Annotated in this window: 20 protein-coding genes; 15 read left to right on the top strand and 5 right to left on the bottom strand. The window is 54.2% G+C overall.

Features of this window, described 5'->3' with window-relative positions:
- Positions 1–2 precede the first annotated feature (2 nt).
- Both KNP02_RS00100 and KNP02_RS00095 read left to right on the top strand, forming a co-directional pair.
- Entirely contained in the window at positions 3–677 is a 675-nt protein-coding gene (locus KNP02_RS00100; RefSeq protein ID WP_214706107.1) for a metal-dependent hydrolase, read from the top strand.
- Positions 674–1,264, top strand: a complete 591-nt coding sequence (locus KNP02_RS00095; RefSeq protein WP_214706105.1) for an HD domain-containing protein — start codon at positions 674–676, stop codon at positions 1,262–1,264. Before KNP02_RS00100 ends, KNP02_RS00095 begins: the two co-directional genes overlap by 4 nt.
- Positions 1,265–1,296: 32 nt before the next feature.
- On the opposite strand, the gene fadH is transcribed toward KNP02_RS00095, so the two are convergent.
- Together fadH and KNP02_RS00085 are read right to left on the bottom strand one after the other, a co-directional pair.
- Positions 1,297–2,061 (bottom strand): 2,4-dienoyl-CoA reductase, encoded by a 765-nt coding sequence (gene fadH, locus KNP02_RS00090; protein WP_371819416.1) that lies wholly within the window; start codon positions 2,059–2,061, stop codon positions 1,297–1,299.
- A gap of 94 nt (positions 2,062–2,155) precedes the next feature.
- Positions 2,156–3,235: an N-acetylglucosaminidase gene (locus KNP02_RS00085; RefSeq protein WP_353047331.1), complete on the bottom strand. Its 1,080-nt coding sequence runs from the start codon at positions 3,233–3,235 to the stop codon at positions 2,156–2,158.
- A 67-nt stretch (positions 3,236–3,302) separates the two neighbouring features.
- Here KNP02_RS00085 and KNP02_RS00080 point away from each other — a divergent pair, with 67 nt between their 5' ends.
- Positions 3,303–4,292, top strand: coding sequence for an aromatic acid exporter family protein (locus KNP02_RS00080; protein ID WP_021067673.1), 990 nt, complete (start codon positions 3,303–3,305; stop codon positions 4,290–4,292).
- A gap of 179 nt (positions 4,293–4,471) precedes the next feature.
- Positions 4,472–5,602: a M20/M25/M40 family metallo-hydrolase gene (locus KNP02_RS00075; RefSeq protein ID WP_214706101.1), complete on the top strand. Its 1,131-nt coding sequence runs from the start codon at positions 4,472–4,474 to the stop codon at positions 5,600–5,602.
- 44 nt (positions 5,603–5,646) lie between these two features.
- On the opposite strand, the gene KNP02_RS00070 is transcribed toward KNP02_RS00075, so the two are convergent.
- Positions 5,647–5,820: a hypothetical protein gene (locus KNP02_RS00070; protein WP_021067671.1), complete on the bottom strand. Its 174-nt coding sequence runs from the start codon at positions 5,818–5,820 to the stop codon at positions 5,647–5,649.
- A gap of 75 nt (positions 5,821–5,895) precedes the next feature.
- On the opposite strand from KNP02_RS00070, the gene rnz reads away from it, so the two are divergent.
- Genes rnz through KNP02_RS00035 form a run of 7 tightly spaced genes read left to right on the top strand, consistent with a single transcriptional unit; the run spans position 5,896 to position 10,551 of the window.
- A complete protein-coding gene (gene rnz, locus KNP02_RS00065) occupies positions 5,896–6,801 on the top strand; it encodes a ribonuclease Z (protein WP_214706096.1) in 906 nt (301 codons plus the stop codon).
- 1 nt (position 6,802) lies between these two features.
- A complete protein-coding gene (locus KNP02_RS00060; RefSeq protein ID WP_029595291.1) occupies positions 6,803–7,693 on the top strand; it encodes a hypothetical protein in 891 nt (296 codons plus the stop codon).
- Positions 7,690–8,100, top strand: coding sequence for a DUF4430 domain-containing protein (locus KNP02_RS00055; RefSeq protein WP_214706093.1), 411 nt, complete (start codon positions 7,690–7,692; stop codon positions 8,098–8,100). The genes KNP02_RS00060 and KNP02_RS00055 overlap by 4 nt, the downstream gene beginning before the upstream one ends.
- Positions 8,078–8,746: a hypothetical protein gene (locus KNP02_RS00050; protein ID WP_214706091.1), complete on the top strand. Its 669-nt coding sequence runs from the start codon at positions 8,078–8,080 to the stop codon at positions 8,744–8,746. Before KNP02_RS00055 ends, KNP02_RS00050 begins: the two co-directional genes overlap by 23 nt.
- The gene (locus KNP02_RS00045) at positions 8,715–9,677 is read left to right on the top strand and encodes an ATP-binding cassette domain-containing protein (protein ID WP_214706090.1); all 963 of its coding nucleotides are present in this window, start codon (positions 8,715–8,717) and stop codon (positions 9,675–9,677) included. Before KNP02_RS00050 ends, KNP02_RS00045 begins: the two co-directional genes overlap by 32 nt.
- Positions 9,650–10,195 carry a hypothetical protein gene (locus KNP02_RS00040; RefSeq protein WP_214706088.1) on the top strand — a complete coding sequence of 182 codons (546 nt, stop codon included), beginning with the start codon at positions 9,650–9,652 and terminating at the stop codon, positions 10,193–10,195. Before KNP02_RS00045 ends, KNP02_RS00040 begins: the two co-directional genes overlap by 28 nt.
- A 35-nt stretch (positions 10,196–10,230) precedes the next feature.
- Positions 10,231–10,551 (top strand): hypothetical protein, encoded by a 321-nt coding sequence (locus KNP02_RS00035; RefSeq protein ID WP_034777912.1) that lies wholly within the window; start codon positions 10,231–10,233, stop codon positions 10,549–10,551.
- A gap of 68 nt (positions 10,552–10,619) precedes the next feature.
- Here KNP02_RS00035 and KNP02_RS00030 read toward each other — a convergent pair whose 3' ends face one another.
- Complete coding sequence (locus KNP02_RS00030; protein WP_240731320.1) at positions 10,620–11,414, bottom strand: SDR family NAD(P)-dependent oxidoreductase; 795 nt, start codon at positions 11,412–11,414, stop codon at positions 10,620–10,622.
- 150 nt (positions 11,415–11,564) lie between these two features.
- On the opposite strand from KNP02_RS00030, the gene KNP02_RS00025 reads away from it, so the two are divergent.
- The 3 genes from KNP02_RS00025 (at position 11,565) to KNP02_RS00015 (ending at position 15,194) form a co-directional block, all read left to right on the top strand.
- Positions 11,565–12,467, top strand: coding sequence for a peptidase U32 family protein (locus KNP02_RS00025; RefSeq protein WP_214706087.1), 903 nt, complete (start codon positions 11,565–11,567; stop codon positions 12,465–12,467).
- A gap of 9 nt (positions 12,468–12,476) precedes the next feature.
- Positions 12,477–13,730 (top strand): peptidase U32 family protein, encoded by a 1,254-nt coding sequence (locus KNP02_RS00020; protein ID WP_214706084.1) that lies wholly within the window; start codon positions 12,477–12,479, stop codon positions 13,728–13,730.
- An 81-nt stretch (positions 13,731–13,811) separates the two neighbouring features.
- Complete coding sequence (locus KNP02_RS00015) at positions 13,812–15,194, top strand: MATE family efflux transporter (RefSeq protein ID WP_214706082.1); 1,383 nt, start codon at positions 13,812–13,814, stop codon at positions 15,192–15,194.
- On the opposite strand, the gene KNP02_RS00010 is transcribed toward KNP02_RS00015, so the two are convergent.
- Entirely contained in the window at positions 15,189–16,058 is an 870-nt protein-coding gene (locus KNP02_RS00010; RefSeq protein WP_214706080.1) for a DMT family transporter, read from the bottom strand. The genes KNP02_RS00015 and KNP02_RS00010 overlap by 6 nt on opposite strands.
- 126 nt (positions 16,059–16,184) lie before the next feature.
- Between KNP02_RS00010 and KNP02_RS00005 the strand changes: the two genes are divergently transcribed.
- Complete coding sequence (locus KNP02_RS00005; protein WP_214706078.1) at positions 16,185–18,311, top strand: DNA topoisomerase III; 2,127 nt, start codon at positions 16,185–16,187, stop codon at positions 18,309–18,311.
- Positions 18,312–18,502 lie beyond the last annotated feature (191 nt).

Genomic DNA, 18,502 nt, shown 5'->3' with positions numbered 1-18,502 from the left:
CTATGAAGATCACATACTATGGCCATGCAACCGTACAACTCGATATCGACGGGACATCCGTCTTGATTGACCCGTTCCTGACGAGCAATCCGCACACGGACATCGATCCGGCGAGCGTCAAAGCAGATTATATCCTGCTCACCCACGCTCATTTCGACCATGTCGAAGACGTGGAACTGATTGCGAAACAGACGGGTGCGACAATCGTCGCGACGCACGAACTGGCGACATATTATGAGAAAAAAGGCTATTCGGTCCACGGCATGAACATCGGGGGCGGACATTCGTTTTCGTTCGGTCGCGTCACGATGACGCAGGCATTCCATAGCTCGAGTCTTGATATGGGGGACGTCCCGATTTACATGGGTATGCCGGGCGGGTTCATCATCGAGACAGAGGCGCTCACGGTGTATCACGCCGGGGACACGGCCCTGTTCTCGGACATGAAACTGTATGGCGAACGCTTCGATATCGACGTCGCGTTCCTCCCGATCGGTGACAACTTCACGATGGGACCGGTCGACGCACTCGATGCCGCGCACTGGCTCCAAGCGAAACGGGTCGTACCGATTCACTTCGACACGTTCCCACCCATCAAACAAGACGCACAGGCTTTCTGCGATCAACTGCACCAACGCGGCCTCTTGATTGAGCCGAACACGACGATCGAGATTTGACGACGCAACCAGCATTACTCGAGACCGAACGGTACGTGGCGGCGCTGCATGCCGGGGACTATACCGGTCATGACATGGCCCACCTCGAGCGGGTGCGCCGCTTAGCCATGCATCTCGCCGAAGGGGGAGACGTCGATCGGCTTGTCTTGACGCTTGCGGCGCTCTTGCACGACGTCGAGGATGAGAAGCTCGGTCGCGAGGCGGGGCTCGTCGCGCGTCACTTGGACACGTTAGCGCTCGACCCGAATCGACGGGCGCACGTCCTGACGATCATCGGCGAGACATCGTTCTCGAAACATAGAAGTCCATCGACGTTGGAAAGTGCCATCCTGCAAGATGCGGATCGACTCGACGCGATTGGGGCGATCGGCATCGCCCGCACGTTCCAATTCGCGGGGTCACGCGGAACGGCTTTATATGACCCGAACGATGCGACAAGTGCGGTCGCCCACTTCGATGATAAGTTGCTCCGGCTCGCGGATGGGATGCATACGGAACGGGCACGACAGATTGCTCGGGAACGCCACGCATTCATGGTCTCATTTTTGGACAGGTTCGAAGCGGAATGGACGGGACAAGACATATGAAACGGCCGAGGAATCTCCTCGGCCGTTTTAGGTTAGAACGGATGTTTATTGAGCCAATGGCCGCCGTCGAGCGAGATACATTCTCCGTTCAAATAGCGCATCTCGTCCGACGCCATCCAATAGGCGAGGTCGGCAATCTCTTCGGGTGTGCCGAACCGTCCGAGCGGCACGTTACGACGGATGCGCTCGACTTCTTTGACGTGGACGGCGAGTTTGTCGGCACCACCGGTCCGCTCGATTGGGCCCGGGCTGATCGCGTTCACGCGTGCCCCGAACTGATACCCCCATTCGACGGCGAGCGTCCGCGTCAAATTGAGCACCCCGGCCTTGGCGGCGGCGCTCGGGGCGACACCGGCGCCCGCTTGCCAGGCGTAGGAGGCGACCATGTTGATGATGGAGCCGTCCCGCAGTTGCTCCCGTTCCCAATGTTTGCCGAGGACGTGGGTACAATTGAACGTCCCGTTCAAGACGATGTCGATGACGCTCGTCCAGCCGTTCGGCGTCAAGTCGAGCGTCGGACAGACGAAGTTGCCGGCTGCGTTATTGACGAGCGCATGCACCGGTCCGAAGCGTTCGCTGATTTGATCGAGTGCTTGTGAACACGACTCGTAGTCACGCACATCGTGTTGCACGGCCATCGCTGCTCCGGCCCCGATGGCCTCCAGTTCGCCCATCGCTTCTTGTAGCCGCTCTTCGTTGCGGCCGCTGATGGCGACGTTCCAACCCTCGGTTTTGAATTTTAGCGCCATCGCCTTGCCCATCCCCGATGAGCCACCTGTGATCCAAATCGTTTTCATACAAATCCCCCTTTGGAATGAATGGTCGTTCATTTAGGTATTCGCTCAGCGAAGGGGGGATTCCTGCAAAAAAAAATGACGGCCGCCGTGGCCGTCATTTTAGCTGTTTGAAATAGGTCAATCCGAGTTCACGATCGATGCGATACATCGTCCCGGCGACTTTCTCGCCCCAATATGGGTCCGAGGCGTAAAAGACGTTGACGCCTTCTTGTTTATTGCCCGGAAACGGACCGCGGTCGTAATCTCCGGTCACGTACTTCTCGGCGAATAAACGAGCCGCCCCATCGATGCTCGCCTCGACGGATGGATAAGAGGCCGCATTTCCGCTCGGATCGTTGTCGGTCGCTTGGAAGCCGAACAAGTTATTTTTTTCACGGGCGATGGCAGACGTACCGAAACCGGACTCGTGTCCGGCTACAGCCATGAGGAACAAGGCGTTGATGCCGAATTCGGCCTCGGCGTCCTTGAAGGCGTCGCCTTTCCCAGCGAGCGGGCTATCGTCGAGTGATTCGAGGAATGCGTCAAGCTCGCGAGCCGAATACGGTGCCTTCGACGCGATTGAAGCGAATTGGTAGGGCGAATCGAACACGTCGCGTACGTCCTCCGTGTAATATCGGTCGGACGACTGTTGCGGCGCCGGTCCGACGAGAAACGTCCCGGCCAAATTGCCGTTCGCCTCGACGGTATGGAACACTTGTCCGTCCTGTATCTGATAGAAGCCGCGCCGCTCGACGACGGCGTCCGGGTAAAGCGTCATGTCGGCCGGCTTCACGTAGACATCGGCCCCAGAGATATTTACCAACAAATGCTTGTCGCCCGTTTGCATGAGACGGAGACGTGTTCCACCGGCGACATAGGACTGCCGTTTCTTAAACTCGGCGTCCTGATATAGGTTTGTGATTCGGTCGGTCGGGGTGACCGCGATTCCAGTACCTGTGAAATCGATGACGTCTCCCGACGCATCGAGTAGGGCGCGATTGCCCCCGCGTTCCATGTAGGCGCGCGCCTCATCGAGCGACTCGAACGCCCGGGTCGAGACGTCCCCGTTGTCATAGGTCTGAACGGTATACGACCCGATCGGACGATCTTGGAGCCAAAGGAAACCGGATATGGCGAGAGCGAGCGTGAGAATCGTCGGGATCACGCCGCGTTTCTTTCTTTTCAATACGATCACTTCCAAACATATGGATTGCCAAACGGAAGAAACTAGTGAACAATTTTGTGAGAGAGGAGGAGCTATTATGAAAATCGGATCACGTACGCTCAAGACGGCGGCAGCCGCCGGGATTGCCATGCTTATCTCGGAGACGATCCATCTCGACTATTACGTCTTCGCGGCCATCATCGCCATCCTCAGTATTCAGGAGACGCGGAAAAAGTCGTTTCGGGCCTCCTATGAACGGGTCATGGCCAGCTTGATTGCCATCGGCATGGGTGCGTTGATGTTCACCTTGCTCGGCTATTCGCCAGCGACGCTCACACTTTATTTTGTCATGTTCATCCCGCTCGTACAACAGCTCAAACTGCAAGATGGCATGATCACAAGTGTCGTCATCCTGACCCATCTGTATACGGAAGGACAGTTCTCACTCGATTTGTTCGTGAACGAGTTGTTGTTGATCGCCATCGGGGTCGGGGTCGGGCTCGTCGTCAACATGTATATGCCGACGCTCGATAAAGAGATCGAACGCATCAAGGACAATATCGACCGGGCGCTCGCCGTGCATTTTTATGATGTGGCCGCATGTGTCGAGACCGGCGTCTATAACGACCATTCGATGATGCTGTTGAAGACGCGGGATTATTTGAAACAAGGGAAAGACCTCGCGCTCCGTCGCATGGGGAACTCGATCGGGAAGCGGAACGAGGACATGGATTACCTGTACTTCCGAATGCGGGAGCGGCAATATGACATCTTGAAGCGCATCGCCGAGAACTCACGGGAGATCACGATGGTCGTCAATGAGGCCAAACCGGTCGCGACGTTCCTTCGGCGCGTCGGCGACAACGTCAACCAACGGGCCGACGCTTCGACGTTCCTACGGGAGCTCGAAGAAACGATTGAGCATTATCGAAAAAACGTACCCCTCCCCACGTCGCGTGAGGAATTTGAGGTACGTTCATCGTTATTAAATATTTTGTCGGACGTGAAGAGCTACTTGATTTTAAAAGAGCGGTATATCCTGCTGTTACAGGAACATGGCCACCCCGGACAAAAACGTGCTCAATAAAAAGATGGATACGATGACGACGACACCGATTTGAATGATGCGTTGACGCTTTTTCTGTTTCTTACTCATGACGTTCCTCCAAATGTGTTTGTCCTCATTGTACAGAATGGAAAAGGTTCGTGCAAACGGCACGAGTTTGTTATAATAACCTAGAAATGTTTGGATGGAGGGATGTTTTCATGGTAAACGAGAAACGAGTGCTTGACACATTTTTACAACTGGTCGGGATCGACTCAGAGACGAAAGAAGAAGCAGTCATCTGTGAGCATTTAAAGGCGGTCTTCACAGAGCTCGGATGCGACGTCTATGAAGACGATGCGTCGACGAAAACGGCTCATTCAGGTAACAACTTGATTATTACGCTACCGGCGACGAAACAAGGCGTCGACCCGATCTATTTCACGGCGCATATGGATACGGTCACACCTGGTAAAGGGATCAAGACGAGTATTCAAGACGGTTACGTCGTGACGGATGGGACGACCATCCTCGGGGCGGATGATAAAACCGGATTGACGGCGATGATCGAACTCGTTCGCGTGTTGACGGAACAAGCGATTCCACACGGTCAAATCCAGTTCGTGATCACAGTCGGAGAAGAATCTGGGCTCGTCGGGGCAAAAGTGCTCGATCTTTCGAAAATTGATGCGAAGTTTGGATTCGCGCTCGATTCGGATGGCCCGGTCGGCGACATTATCGTCGCAGCACCGACTCAGGCGAAAGTGAACGCCAAAATCTATGGCAAGACGGCTCATGCCGGTGTAGCCCCGGAAAAAGGTGTATCGGCGATTCAAATCGCGGCGAAAGCAATCGCGAAGATGAAGTTAGGTCGCATCGATGATGAGACGACGGCAAACATCGGACGCTTCGAAGGCGGCCGTGCCACGAACATCGTCTGCGACTACGTCGAAGTCCTCGCCGAGGCGCGTTCATTGATTCATGAAAAGATGGAAGCACAAGCCGTAGCGATGAAACAAGCGTATCTTGACGCAGCTGAAGAACATGGCGGACGTGCGGAAGTCGACATCGACATCATGTACCCAGGCTTTAAGTTCGAAGAAGGGGACGAAGTCGTCGAAGTGGCGAAAGCAGCCGCGACAGCGATTGGCCGTCCAATTCGAATCTTGCATTCGGGCGGCGGTTCTGACGCCAACGTGATTGCCGGTGGTGGGATTCCGACCGTCAACCTTGCTGTCGGATATGAAGAAATTCATACGACGAACGAGCGTATGCCACTCGTCGAACTGTACAAGTTGGTTGAATATGTCGTTCAAATTGTCGAGCTCGTCGCGACACCTAAAACGAAATGAAAAAGAGCCGACGTGATGTCGGCTCTTCCTATGTGTTCGAGCTATTATGCGGCGAACTCCAACGATTCTAAAACGAGTTCGTCTGAACAGTGAAGTTCCATCGCTATGTCGTGAATGAGGATTGAGGTGCCTAATTCTTGTTGGTGTTTGCGATTCATTGAAGTCGCCCGTTCCCGGATCTGTTGATAGATCGAGTCGGAATGTTCAACTTTCTTCATCACGGATCACATCCTTTTTCAACGATTGCCTACAGTATAGCATGGAATGGACGATAAGAAAGGACAATATTATTTATGAAGTTACAATTTTTAGGAACTGGCTCCGGTATGCCGTCGAAACAACGGAACGTCTCGGGGTTGGCACTTACGCTTACGAAACAGACGTGGCTTATCGATTGTGGCGAGGCGACCCAGCACCAAATGTTGCATACGAAAGTCAAGCCGCGCAAAGTCTCAGCCGTCTGGGTGACACACCTTCACGGGGATCACGTCTTCGGTCTGCCCGGGTTTCTGTCGACGCGCTCGGCGCTCGACGGATCGAGCCCGCTCACCTTGTATGGACCGAAAGGCATCAAGAAATGGCTCGAGTTGACGATGAAAGTAACCGGTTCTTATCTCGGCTATGATTTGACGATTGTCGAGTACGAGGACGGCGATACGTTCGAACAGGACGGGCACATCGTCACGGTCAGACGGCTTGAACATCGCTTTCCGTCTTATGGATTCCGCATCGAAGCGCCGGAACGACCGGGCGCATTGCTCGTCGAAAAAGTGAAGGCGCTCGGCATCCCGAGCGGACCGATTTATCGGACGATCAAGCAGTCTGACACGTTCGAGTTTGAAGGGGAAACGTACGCCTCTAAAGAATACGTCACTGACGCGGTTCCCGGACTGGTCGTGGCGATTCTAGGCGATACGGTCCCTTGTCCGAACGCAGCCATCCTCGCCACTGGCGTCGACGTGCTCGTTCATGAAGCGACGTTCATGCAAGCAGAGGCGAAACTCGCCCGTCAATACGGCCACTCGACGACAGTTGAGGCGGCAACGCTCGCAAAAACGGCGCAAGTTGGCCGTTTGATTGTCACGCATATCTCGGCCCGCTATCAAGGTCGAGACGAGGCGTTTGTGGATGAAGTGCGCACCGTGTTTCCAGACAGCCATGTAGCGACTGACTTCTTCGAGTTTACAGTGGGGGATTAACGTGACAGTACAACTATACGTATGGCTAGGCTTTTTCGTCATCAGTACGTTGCTAGGTTTACGCTTAAATCAACTGAAAGAACCGGAACCAAACTTTCTTATCAAATTTTTATTTTTCTCATTGCTCGGGATCGTTTCATTCCCTATTGGTGGCTTTCATATTCCAATCGGATTCCTGATGTCGTTCTTATTCTTCCCGAAACGCAATAGCCGCTATAAATGGTACGGGGCGCTCGTCGGATTCTTTTTCTTCATCGTCCTCTTGTTCGTCCCACTCTTTGATCAATCCGAATTCCGGGCCGAGTCACAACAGATTGGAACGGTGTCGATTCAAGACGAGACGTTTGACGAGATGACGGACAACATTCTGCGCCGGATCAACAGTGAGTCCATCAAACTCGACCGAAGCAAAATGATTTTCAGCGAGGACGGTGAACTCCGTTCGCTCGAATATTTGCTCATGGTCGAACGCGCAAATTCGTATCAACAGATTCGAATCAACTACGACGAATCGGGCGAGCTGACGTATCGTCAAGTCGACGAACTGAATAAGGATTCGGGAAGTGCGTTCTTCGAGAAACTCGTCGACTTTGAACATATGCTCGACGCGATCCGGAAACCGGCCTGGTCTGAATTCACGACACAAGTCGATGCCCCGTTCCTCCAGTTCTCATTCGATGGGCTGTACGACATGTACACGTTCGAGAACGAGTCGATGCTCATGATCAATCGGGATAATCGCCTCGTCAAGTTCTGGTTGCAACGCGAGCCGGTGCTCGCCAACAGCATTCAATTGTCGGGATTGAGCCAGCAAGGGCGGACGACGGGTGAGAAATACACGATTCTATACAACTACTCTATCCATCAACGAGAGGATTTGACTGATTTATGAAAAAATTGCTTCTGATGAGTTTACTTGTCCCGCTTTTGACCGCATGCGGAGGAGATACGACATCGACCCAGGAAGCGGCTTGTGATGTCGAACCGACGATTTCCGTTTATGATGCTGCGACCGAGGAGACGTTGTTCCATGAGAAGAGCGTCTGTTTAGAGGACGGGGCGACAGTGCTCGATGCCCTTGAAGCGACTGAACTCGACATCGAATCGGTCGGTAGCGGAGAGATGACATACGTGACGGCGATCGACGGCATTCAAGAGAAGTCGGCCGGTCAATCGTCGGGCTGGGTCTACGCCTTTAATGGAAGCCCAGGCGACGAAGGCGCTGGGGCCAAAGAAGTCGAATCGACCGATATTATTCAATGGCGTTTCGAAGAAGATGCGATTTCTTTCTTCGAATGAGGCAGATTGGGAGCGCAGACATCCGGTCACGCTCCTTTTCTTCTTAGTGGTCCATTTGTTCATCCTGACTTATTTAAATGATTCGGTTTGGTTCCTTCTTGGGCTTGTCGGCCTGTTGCTCCTCGAACGACGATTTCCGCTGGCGATGCTCGGTGTTTTGGCCGCGTTCATGCTGATCTCGTTTGCACCGATTGTTTTTGGGTGGAACGTCTCTCTCATGGGCATCACGAATCAATTGATTCCATTATCTACATTTTTGTTCGGTATGATCTGGATGAACCGGTTCATACGACTCGAACGATTGCTTCCGTTCTTGAACAGATGGCCGCGTTCGACCCGGTTGCTCTATGGGGGATGGGCCCTCGTCCCGTCGATGGAGCGGGCGGTGCGATTATCCATTGCGAGCCATCCGAGACGCGAGTGGCAAGAGGCGATCGTGGTCGGTATCGACAGTCAACGCCTTGAACCGGTGTATGTGACGAATCAAATGCGACGTTTCGAACGGCATGACACCGTTCAATGCCTCGTCTTGCTCGGTTTCGTGGCGATCGCCTCGATGGGAGTGCCGGTCGTGTGGTTACTGTATCCATATTTGACGAAAGGTGGGTTGCGCGATGCGTTGGTTATCCTTGGCAGACGGACATGATGAATTCGATGAGTGGGTGAGGGAAGAACGAGCGCGAGTCATCCGCCTTGATACCCCGCTTGCCGGGAAGGTTTCATCGCTCATTTCTGGGAGTGACTCCCTGCGAGGAGCCGAACTGGCTGCCATTCTTCAAATCGATCATCTATTTCATAAGCGATTCGATGAGTGCTCAAGCGGAGAACGGCAACTCGTCCGCATCGCTCACGCCCTCGCCGATTCAGCCGAGGCGCTCGTCTTGATTGAACCGTTTCGACATTTGGATCGGTTTCGGGTCGAGCATTTAACGATGTTGCTCAGCAGACTGACCGGGCTTGGCGTTCGGATTGCTTACACGGATAGGACGCGCGAACATAGTCCGTCCGGCGCGTTTCACGTCAATCCGACCATGAATCAGCCTCAACTTGTCGTTACGGACGTGTCCTATCGCCACCCGTTACAGGCGTCCTATGCGGTCGAGCATGTGTCTTACGAAATGAAGGGGCCGGGTCTGACCGTCTGTATCGGTACGAATGGCAGCGGGAAGTCGACGTTGCTCGAATTGATTGCCAAAAGCGTGCGTCCGTTGTATGGGAAGGTCAAATGGACCGAGCGGCCGGTTTATTTACCGGCCGAGCAAGAGGTTGGTCCGTTCCCGCATGCGACGAATCGTCGTCTCGCTCAACTGCAAGCCATATTCGATTCTGAGGCATCTCTGTTCTTGTTGGACGAGCCAAGCGTGGGCTTGACCGAGCAAGAGCGCTCTCAGTTTGAACGGGCGTTAATCGAGAAAGCCGGGACGGCGCACATCATGTGTGCCACCCATGACGAGCAACTGATTCAGGCGGCAGACCGCATCATTTGCCTGTCGAACGGGATGCTCGTCTTTGATGGGGATCGCAGCGACTATATGAAACGGAGTGCGCTATGGTCACATATGTCCTCATCCTCTTGATTGCAGCGGGGGTCATGTCGAGGTTCGAACGGAGTGACGCCCCGATTGCCGTCTTGACGCAAATTCTCGCTCTCGCGGTCATCGGACGTTGGCTGTTCGTGGCCATCCCGAATGTCCAACCTTCGACAGCGCTGCTCATGCTGACGACCCTTTATTTTGGATTCACGAGTGGGGCCATGTTGGCATTGTTCGTTCCGATTTTATCAGGTCTGTTGCTCGGGGTCGGCCCGTTCGTTTTGTTTCAATTTTTAGGGTGGCTCCTTGTCGTCGTCGTCGTCTCGTTCTTGAAGCCATTGCTTCGTCGCTCCCGGTTGTTCCTTGCCGCCGTCGGTCTCGGGGCCGGCTTTTTATTCGGATGGACGGCCAACCTGTCCTTCGCCGAGGTAATCGGGATCGACTTCGTCAAATTGCTCGTGCTCAGTTTGCCGTTCGATATGGCCCATGGCATCGGGAATGCCCTCTTTCTCGTCTTATTGCACGATCTGTTCGTTCGCATATTTGTACGAGAAGACGGGTAACAAGTAGATATCACACCGAGTGAGGTGACGCGTGCATGAGCGGATACGTCAATCTAGTTGAAATCGGTTGGTTTCTTTTCATTGGACTGTTGTTTATGGGACTCAATTTATTGTTGATGTCTCGTCGTCTCATTCGAACGCGCTATGGGATGCTCAGTATTCTCGGCGCGAGTGTATGGCCTGCACTAATGATCGTCCTGTCTGTACAAGGGGGACGCGTCCTTGACGGACTGGCCGAGCGAGCGGTCACGCTCGAGAGCGTGTTGGCCTGGGCAGTCGTCGTGGCGACGGCTCTGATGGTGTGTATTCCGGGTGTTTCACTGATTCGGCGCATGGTGCAGTTGGCTCGACATTGAACAATCACTATACGTAAAAGGAGGAGGTCCCACAACGGGAACCTCCTCCTTTTTATTGATTATGATTGTCAGGTCGTCGGCACATCTTCCATTCCGGCATCTGACGGTTTTTGGAACCGGCGCAAGATCTCGAGGCTGACCGCCCTAGGCATGAGTTTGGCCGCGGCCACTAGCAACTGGTTCGAGACGCCGGGAACGACCACGCGTTTGTTATTCATGACGCCTTTATAGCCGAAGAAGGCGACGAGGTGGGACGGCATTTTCGACACCATCATTTCGCTGCCGGCACGATTGAAGAAACCGGTATCGGTCGGTCCCGGGCACAGGACGCTCACGTTCACACCTGTTCCTTTCACTTCGGCATGGAGCGCCTCGGTGAGTGACAACACGTACGCTTTCGTCGCATAATAGACCGCCATGTAAGGGCCAGGTTGGAAGGCGGCGACTGAGGCGACATTTAAGACATAACCATGATTTCGCTCGACCATGCCAGGTAAGTAGGCTTTCGTCAGTTCGGTCAGGGCGTTGACGTTCAAGCGGACCTCTTCGGCCTCGGTCTCGGCGTCGAGGTCGATGAACTCGCCGGCCGTCCCGAAACCGGCGTTGTTGATTAAAAAGTCGACCGTCAGTCCGGCGTCTTCAATCGCGTTTGTCAGTCGTTTTGCGGCCTGATGTTCAGACAAGTCGAGGGCGAATACGTGCACGTGGACACGGTACCGCTTCTCCAGTACTTTTTTCAATTCGTGCAAACGGGGCTCGTTGCGAGACACGAGGATACAGTCAAACCCGTCCCGGGCCGCTAAAACGGCAAGATCGAGGCCAATTCCGGTCGAGGCTCCAGTAATTAAGGCGGTTTTTGTCAAAATCGTCCACTCCTTCGATGTAAAAAGTCATACTTTGTTACTGATTTCTTCACGAGTTGTTAAATTCCTGCACGGCCACCACATCAAAACGTGTGCTAGAGTATAGCAAGAATATGTGATTAGACTCACAAAGTGAGGAGAAGAAAGCAAATGATGATTCAGCTAGTGACTACGGCACAAAGCGTCGAGCAAGCAGAGGCGCTAATCATGGCGGGCTCCGACCGCATCTATATCGGAGATTCAAAATATGGGTTACGCCACAAAGGTGACTGGTCACTTCCGGCTGTGCGAGAAGTCACAGCAGTAGCCCACCGATACGGCAAAGAAGTGACGGTCGCTGTCAATAACTTGATGCATAACGAGCAGATCAAGACGCTCCCTGAATATTTGCAGGAACTCAAAGCGATCGGAATCGACAGTGTGACGGCCGGCGACCCGGGCGCCATCCGCATGATCCGTAATGCCAATATCCCCTATTGGTATGATGCTCAAACGCTCGTCACGTCGGCGCGCCACATTCAGTTTTGGGGTAAACGTGACGCGATTGGCGCGGTCGTGGCGCGTGAAGTGACGCTGACCGAACTTGAGATAATCCAACAACAGATCGGGTTGCCGGTCGAGGTGCAAGTGTATGGCCCGACGTGCATCCATCATTCGAAGCGTCCGCTCTTGACGAACTACTTTAACGAGATCGGCCGGTCGAACACGTTGGCAGAAGAACGCGAGTACTATGTGAGCGAACCATCGGATGCGGACAGCCGCTATCCGGTCTATCAAGACGACAACGGCACGCACGTCTTCTCAGAAGATTTGACGCTCATGGGTCAACTTCCCGCGCTCTTGAAGGGCGGACTACACACGTGGAAACTCGAAGGCTGGCATGCGGGAGATGCGTTCGTTGACATCGTCCGCCTGTTCGATAAAGCCCGGTCAGATTTATTAAACGGGCGGTTCGACCGCCACGTCATGGAGCGGCGCCTCGCCGAACTCCAACCTGAACAATTCCGGCTCGGAACCGGATTGTTGTTACGTAATCCAGAAGAGATCAAGTGAGGGATTGAGATGAAAAAACGTCCAGAACTATTAGCACCAGCCGGGAATTTGGAAAAATTGAAGATGGCGATTTTATACGGGGCCGATGCGGTCTTCATCGGAGGGCAACAGTTCGGGCTCCGCTCCCGGGCCGGCAACTTCGGGTACGACGAGATGGCCGAAGGCGTCGCGTTCGCTCATGAACGTGGGGCAAAAGTGTATGTCGCGGCGAATATGGTAACGCATGAAGGGGATATCGAGGGTGCGGGAGAGTTCTTTTGCAAACTTCGTGACATCGGCATCGATGCCGTCATCGTCTCCGATCCGGCCATGATCGAGGTATGTCTCACAGATGCACCGGGACTTCCGGTCCACTTGTCGACGCAAGCATCGGCGACGAACTATGAGACGCTCCGTTTTTGGCAAGAGGAAGGGTTGGAGCGCATCGTCCTTGCGCGTGAAGTGTCGATGGAAGAAATCAAAGAGATGAAACGGCAAGTCGATGTCGAAATCGAGACGTTCGTGCATGGGGCGATGTGCATCTCCTATTCGGGCCGTTGCACGTTATCAAACCACATGGCGCTGCGCGATGCAAACCGTGGCGGCTGTGCCCAGTCGTGCCGTTGGAAATACGGTTTCTTTGAAGCGGATGAGCTATTGACCGATGAGATGGCGGCACGTGACGAAGAACCGTTCTCGATGAGCTCGGTCGATTTGGCGATGGTGCGCCATATCCCCGATTTGGTCGAGGCTGGTGTCGATAGCTTGAAAATCGAGGGCCGGATGAAATCGATTCATTACGTGGCGACGGTCTGTAACGTCTATCGGCAAGTCATCGATGCGTACTGTGACGATCCTGATGGCTTCGTGTTCGATCCGGCCTGGGAAGAAGAGATTTGGAAAGCGGCGCAACGTGAACTCGCGACCGGATTCTATTACGGCGTCCCGACCGAGAACGAGCAACTGTTCGGCAAACCGCGCGCCATCCCGCAATATGCGTTCGCGGCCCGCGTCATCTCGTATGATGCGTCGACACAGCTGGCGACACTTGAGCAACGGAATCATTTTCGACGCGGGGAAGAAGTCGAGTTTTTCGGTCCCGGCTTCGTCCGTTTCTCGCAACGAATCGAGGAACTGTACGATGAATCCGGGAAAAGACTCGAGACGGCGAACCAGGCGATGATGACGGTACGCGTCAAGGTCGAGCGACCGGTCGCGACCGACTTCATCATGCGCAAGCGAAAAGCCGGTGTCGTGAACACACCCGAACCGAGTCACGTCTGACACATCCGGCAAGACAACATAGTCGACCGTTCCATCCAATCTTGCTACCCTGTTAACATAGACGACAAAGGGGATGGAAGCATGAATCAAAATACGGAGCAGCTCCGGACCGACCCGATTGGCCGCCTGCTGTTCAAGCTGTCGCTGCCGGCGATGATCGGGATGCTGGTGACGGCACTGTACAATATCATTGATACGATTTTCGTCGCCCGAGGCATCGGGGCAACTGCCGTGGCTGCCATCGGAATCGCGTTCCCGATTCAAATGATTCTTATGGCCGTCTCGAGTGCGGTCGGATTGGGCGGGGCGTCCATTAGTTCACGGAAGCTCGGGAAAGGCGACGATGCCGGTGCCGCCGTCACGTTTTTGAATGTCCTCGTCCTCGTCGGCGTGTTCGCTGCCTTCGCGGTCAGTTCCGCCTTCTTCATGCTGGATGATATTTTGAAAGTGTTCGGGGCGACATCGGCCATCATGGAATTGAGCCGACAATACTTATCGGTCGTGCTGATCAGCTCTCCGTTCTTCATGTTCACCCTGGCGGCGAGCGCGATGGTGCGCGCCGAAGGGCAGGCGCCCTATCAGATGAAAGTGATGCTCACGACCGTCGTCGTCAACTTGGTGACGACGCCGTTGTTCATCTTCACGTTCGGGTGGGGCATATACGGGGCGGCCTGGTCGACGGCGCTCGCTCAAGTCGTCGGGTCGGTGCTCATGCTCCGTTTCTTTTTCGCAAAAAATCGCCGCACCGATCTCGATTTCCAGTGGCGGAAGTTTCGATTACGGTTCGGCGAATTGAAGGAGATTATGGCGATTGGTTCGTCTTCGTTCATCATGATGGTGTCGCAGTCGATTTTGTTCGTCGCGGTCAACGTCATGCTCGGGACGTATGGGGGGACCGAGGAACTTGCCATCTTCGCGATCATCAACAAATTCATGGCGCTCGTCGGCATGCCGATTATGGGCATCGTCCAAGGCATGCAGCCGATCGTCGGGTATAATTTCGGGGCCAGACAATTCGACCGGATGCGCGAGACGATCTGGATGGCGTTGCGGGTCGGGATTGCCATCGCGGTCATCATCTGGCTGACGCTCCAGTTGATTCCGGAACAGCTCATGCGCATGTTCACGACCGACGCGAACTTGATTGCCGGCGGGGTGACGGCCATCCATGTGTTGTTCGCCGTCTCGTTTCTCCCGAGCGTGCAAATGCTCATCAACGGCATTTATCAATCGCTCGGAAAGGCCCGTGTCGCGATGTTCTTGTCACTGTCGCGCCAAACGCTCTATACGATTCCGCTCGTCTTCATCTTGCCGAACTTCTTCGGCGTGTTCGGGGTGTGGCTCGCGTTTCCAATCGCCGATGCCATGACCTTCTTGACGGCGGTCGGCATGGCGGTGTGGGACCGCAAGTTATTGTTCCGCCCGTCTGAGGAAGAAGTCGAAGCGAAAGCGACCAATTTATGAAGCGACGTCCGTTCTGGTGGAACGGGCGTCTTCTTTTAGGAACAAATAGATTCCGCCGAGCAGGACGGCCGCGCCGATCCATTGCATCACGCCGAGACGCTCGTCGAAGAAGACGAACCCGAAAAGCATGCCCCACAATGCCTCGCCAAGGATAGTGATGCTGACAACGGTCGCACTGACACGGGCGAGCGCATAGTTGAACAAGTTATGCCCTAAAATCGTCGGGAAGAAGGCGAGGGCGAGGAAATACCACCAGTTGACCGATTCGAACGCGGTGAACGTCGTCCCCCGGACGAGAAGCATGAAACAGAGGACGACCGCTGCGACGAGATAGACGCTGAACGAGTATGTATTCGTGTTCATTTCAGTCCGGACGTGTTGGCCGACGAGCCAATAGCCGGCGATAAGAAGGGCGGCGATTAAAGCGAGCAAGTCCCCGAACAGCGCTTCACGTCCGAGTTGAATGTCGCCTGCCGCGACAAGCATACCTCCGAAGACAGCGATGAGCGCGAAGGCTAACCCTTTCCGGGTCGGATTCTTTTTAAAAATCAAGGCGTTCCCGATTAAAACGAAAATCGGACTCGACGTCACGAATAACGTTGAACTCGCGACGGTCGTATAATCGAGCGATAAAAACCAGAGCCAAAAATGGAACGCGAGCAACGTCCCGCTGAGGAGCAAGGCATATCGCGTCATGAGTCGTGTCCCGAGGAGCGACTTGAAATCGACGAAGGGCAACAACATCAGGCACGTGATCAGCATACGGTAAAACGCGGCCGTCTCGGCCGGTGCGGACGTCCATTTGACGAACAAGACGCTCGTCGATAAGAAGAAGACGGCGGCGAATAAGATAAGATAAGACAATCGACATCCCCCTTTATGTTGTACATACTCTTCTAATGATATTATAGAATAGATAAGAAAATACATTCTTTCTCGAAAGTGTCGTTCCGACGAGATATTTCGGATGACTTTGAAAGTAGGGATCCTATGAGACTAATCATCGCGGAGAAACCGTCGCAGGCTCAAAAACTGGCTGCGCCGTATCCATCAAAAAAGAAAAAAGACGAGATTGAGATCGCTTCTTGCGCCCGTTTCCCGGAAGGTGCCATCGTCGTGTGGGCGGTCGGTCACTTATGCGAGCTTCAAGAACCGTCCCACTATAAACCGGAATGGAAGTCGTGGAAATATGAGTCGCTCCCGATTGTGCCGGACCGATTCGACTATCGCATCTCGAAAGGTAAATCAAAACCGTTCCAGACGATCAAAAAATGGCTGCACGATCGCTCCATCACCGATATCATCATCGCGTCCGATGCCGAGCGAGAAGGAGAAGCGATTGTCCGGCTCATTTTACGACTCGCTGGCAATAAAAAACCGTTGTCACGCCTTTGGATCTCAAGTTTGACCGAACAGGCGGTCGACCGTGGTTTCGCCGAACTGCTGCCCGGCGACCAGACCGTCCCTTATTATCATGAGGCGATGAGTCGTGCTTGTGCCGACTGGCTCGTCGGTATGAACGCCTCAAGGGCATATACGACGCTGTTGAAGACGATCGGTATCGAGGACGTGTTCTCGCTCGGTCGTGTCCAGACGCCGACGCTCGCTTTGATCGTCAATCGCGAACGTGAGATTAAACAGTTCGTCCCAGAGCCGTATTTCGAGGTCGAGGCGACACTTCAAAAAGGACGTGGCACGTTCAAAGCGAAATACATGCTCGGGAAGACGACGAAACTGAAGACACGCGATCAAGCCGACGCCGTCGTCAACCGGGCAACCGGGACGGCGATTGTCCGTTCGATTGACAAAGAGGACAAGACGGAATACCCGCCGTTTTGGTTCAGTTTATCGGGTTTGCAGGCCGAGGCCGGCAAGCGGTTCGGCTTTGGGGCGAAGAAGACGCTCGATATCGCCCAAAAGTTGTATACAAAAGGGTGGATCAGTTATCCACGGACCGACTCGAGCTTCGTCACACCGGACGAAGCGACACTGTTCCCGCAGACGAAAGCCCGGCTGTTGAAGTCCGCGGCCTATGCCGGACTTCAGGACGTGTTGACCGAGAATCCGTCGCGAAACAGTCGCTACGTCAATGCGAAAAAAGTCAGTGATCACTATGCGATCATCCCGACCGAGGCGTGTGGCGATGTGGCTCGGCTCAGCGGGGACGATGCAAAACTATACGATTTGATTAACCGTCGCTTTCTTGCGGCGTTCGCCCCTCCGGCGAAGCTTGAGAAGACGACGGTCGACCTCATGGACGGGGACGACCTATACCGGGCGAAAGGGACGGTCGTCGTCAGCCCCGGGTACCGGCAAGTCGTCGAGATGAAGTCCAAAGACGTCGAGCTCCCGGCACTTACAGTCGGTGAACCGTTGACCGAAAAAAAAGTCGAAGTATTATCGAAACAGACGGAGCCACCGAAACGGTATACGGAAGGGGCACTGATCATGGCGATGAAAGTGGCCGGCAAGCAACTCGATGATGAGGAACTGATTCACATCATGAAAGAAGTCGAAGGGCTCGGCACCGAGGCCACGCGGGCCAATATTATCGACGGATTGAAAAAACGGGGTTATGTCGACCTGCAAAAGAAAGAGCTCGTCCCGACCGACAAGGGTCGTCTCTTAATCGATGTGCTCGGCGACAGCATCCTCGCCTCGCCGGCCATGACGGCGAAGTGGGAGAAGCGGCTCCATGAGATTGGACAGGCATCGGCATCCGCCGCCGAGTTTATCGAACAGGCGAAAAAGATGTCGATTCATCTCGTCGAGGAGGCGAAGGCGCGTGTCGAGTCGGCGAACCCGGAAGGCTACACGATCGAAGCAAGACGTTTCGGTAAAAAATCTGCGGCACGGCCAAAAGCGTCGTTCGGCGTCTGTCCGAGCTGCGGCAAAGGGCTCGTCGAGCATCCGAAGTTTATCGGCTGCAGCGGTTATCGCGAAGGATGCAAGTTCACGATGTCGAAACAAGTGCTCGGCGTCGGGATTGCCAAGGATGAGCTGAAACAGATGATCAACGGCGGCCAGTCGAACGTGCATACGTTCAAAAAAGGGGACAAGACGTTCGACGCTGCGCTCTATCTTGAAAAAGGGGCGCTCCGATTCGAATTTAAATAAAAAATAAGAGGCTGGGACATAACTAGCCGGCTTTAGAGCTTTTTAATAAAAAGAGGGGTCCGGTCACCGATTTTCGGTGGCCGGACCCCTTCTTTGCACTTCCCCCGATGCCTTTGGCGATGAACTTCCGTAGGTTCACCGCCATGAGGGCGAAGCCGAGCTCGCGTTTCACGCGCTGTTTTCCCCTGACG

The sequence above is a fragment of the Exiguobacterium sp. s40 genome (genome assembly GCF_018617905.1).
Taxonomy (GTDB): domain Bacteria; phylum Bacillota; class Bacilli; order Exiguobacteriales; family Exiguobacteriaceae; genus Exiguobacterium; species Exiguobacterium mexicanum_A.
This window is presented reverse-complemented; position numbering and strand designations above follow the sequence as displayed.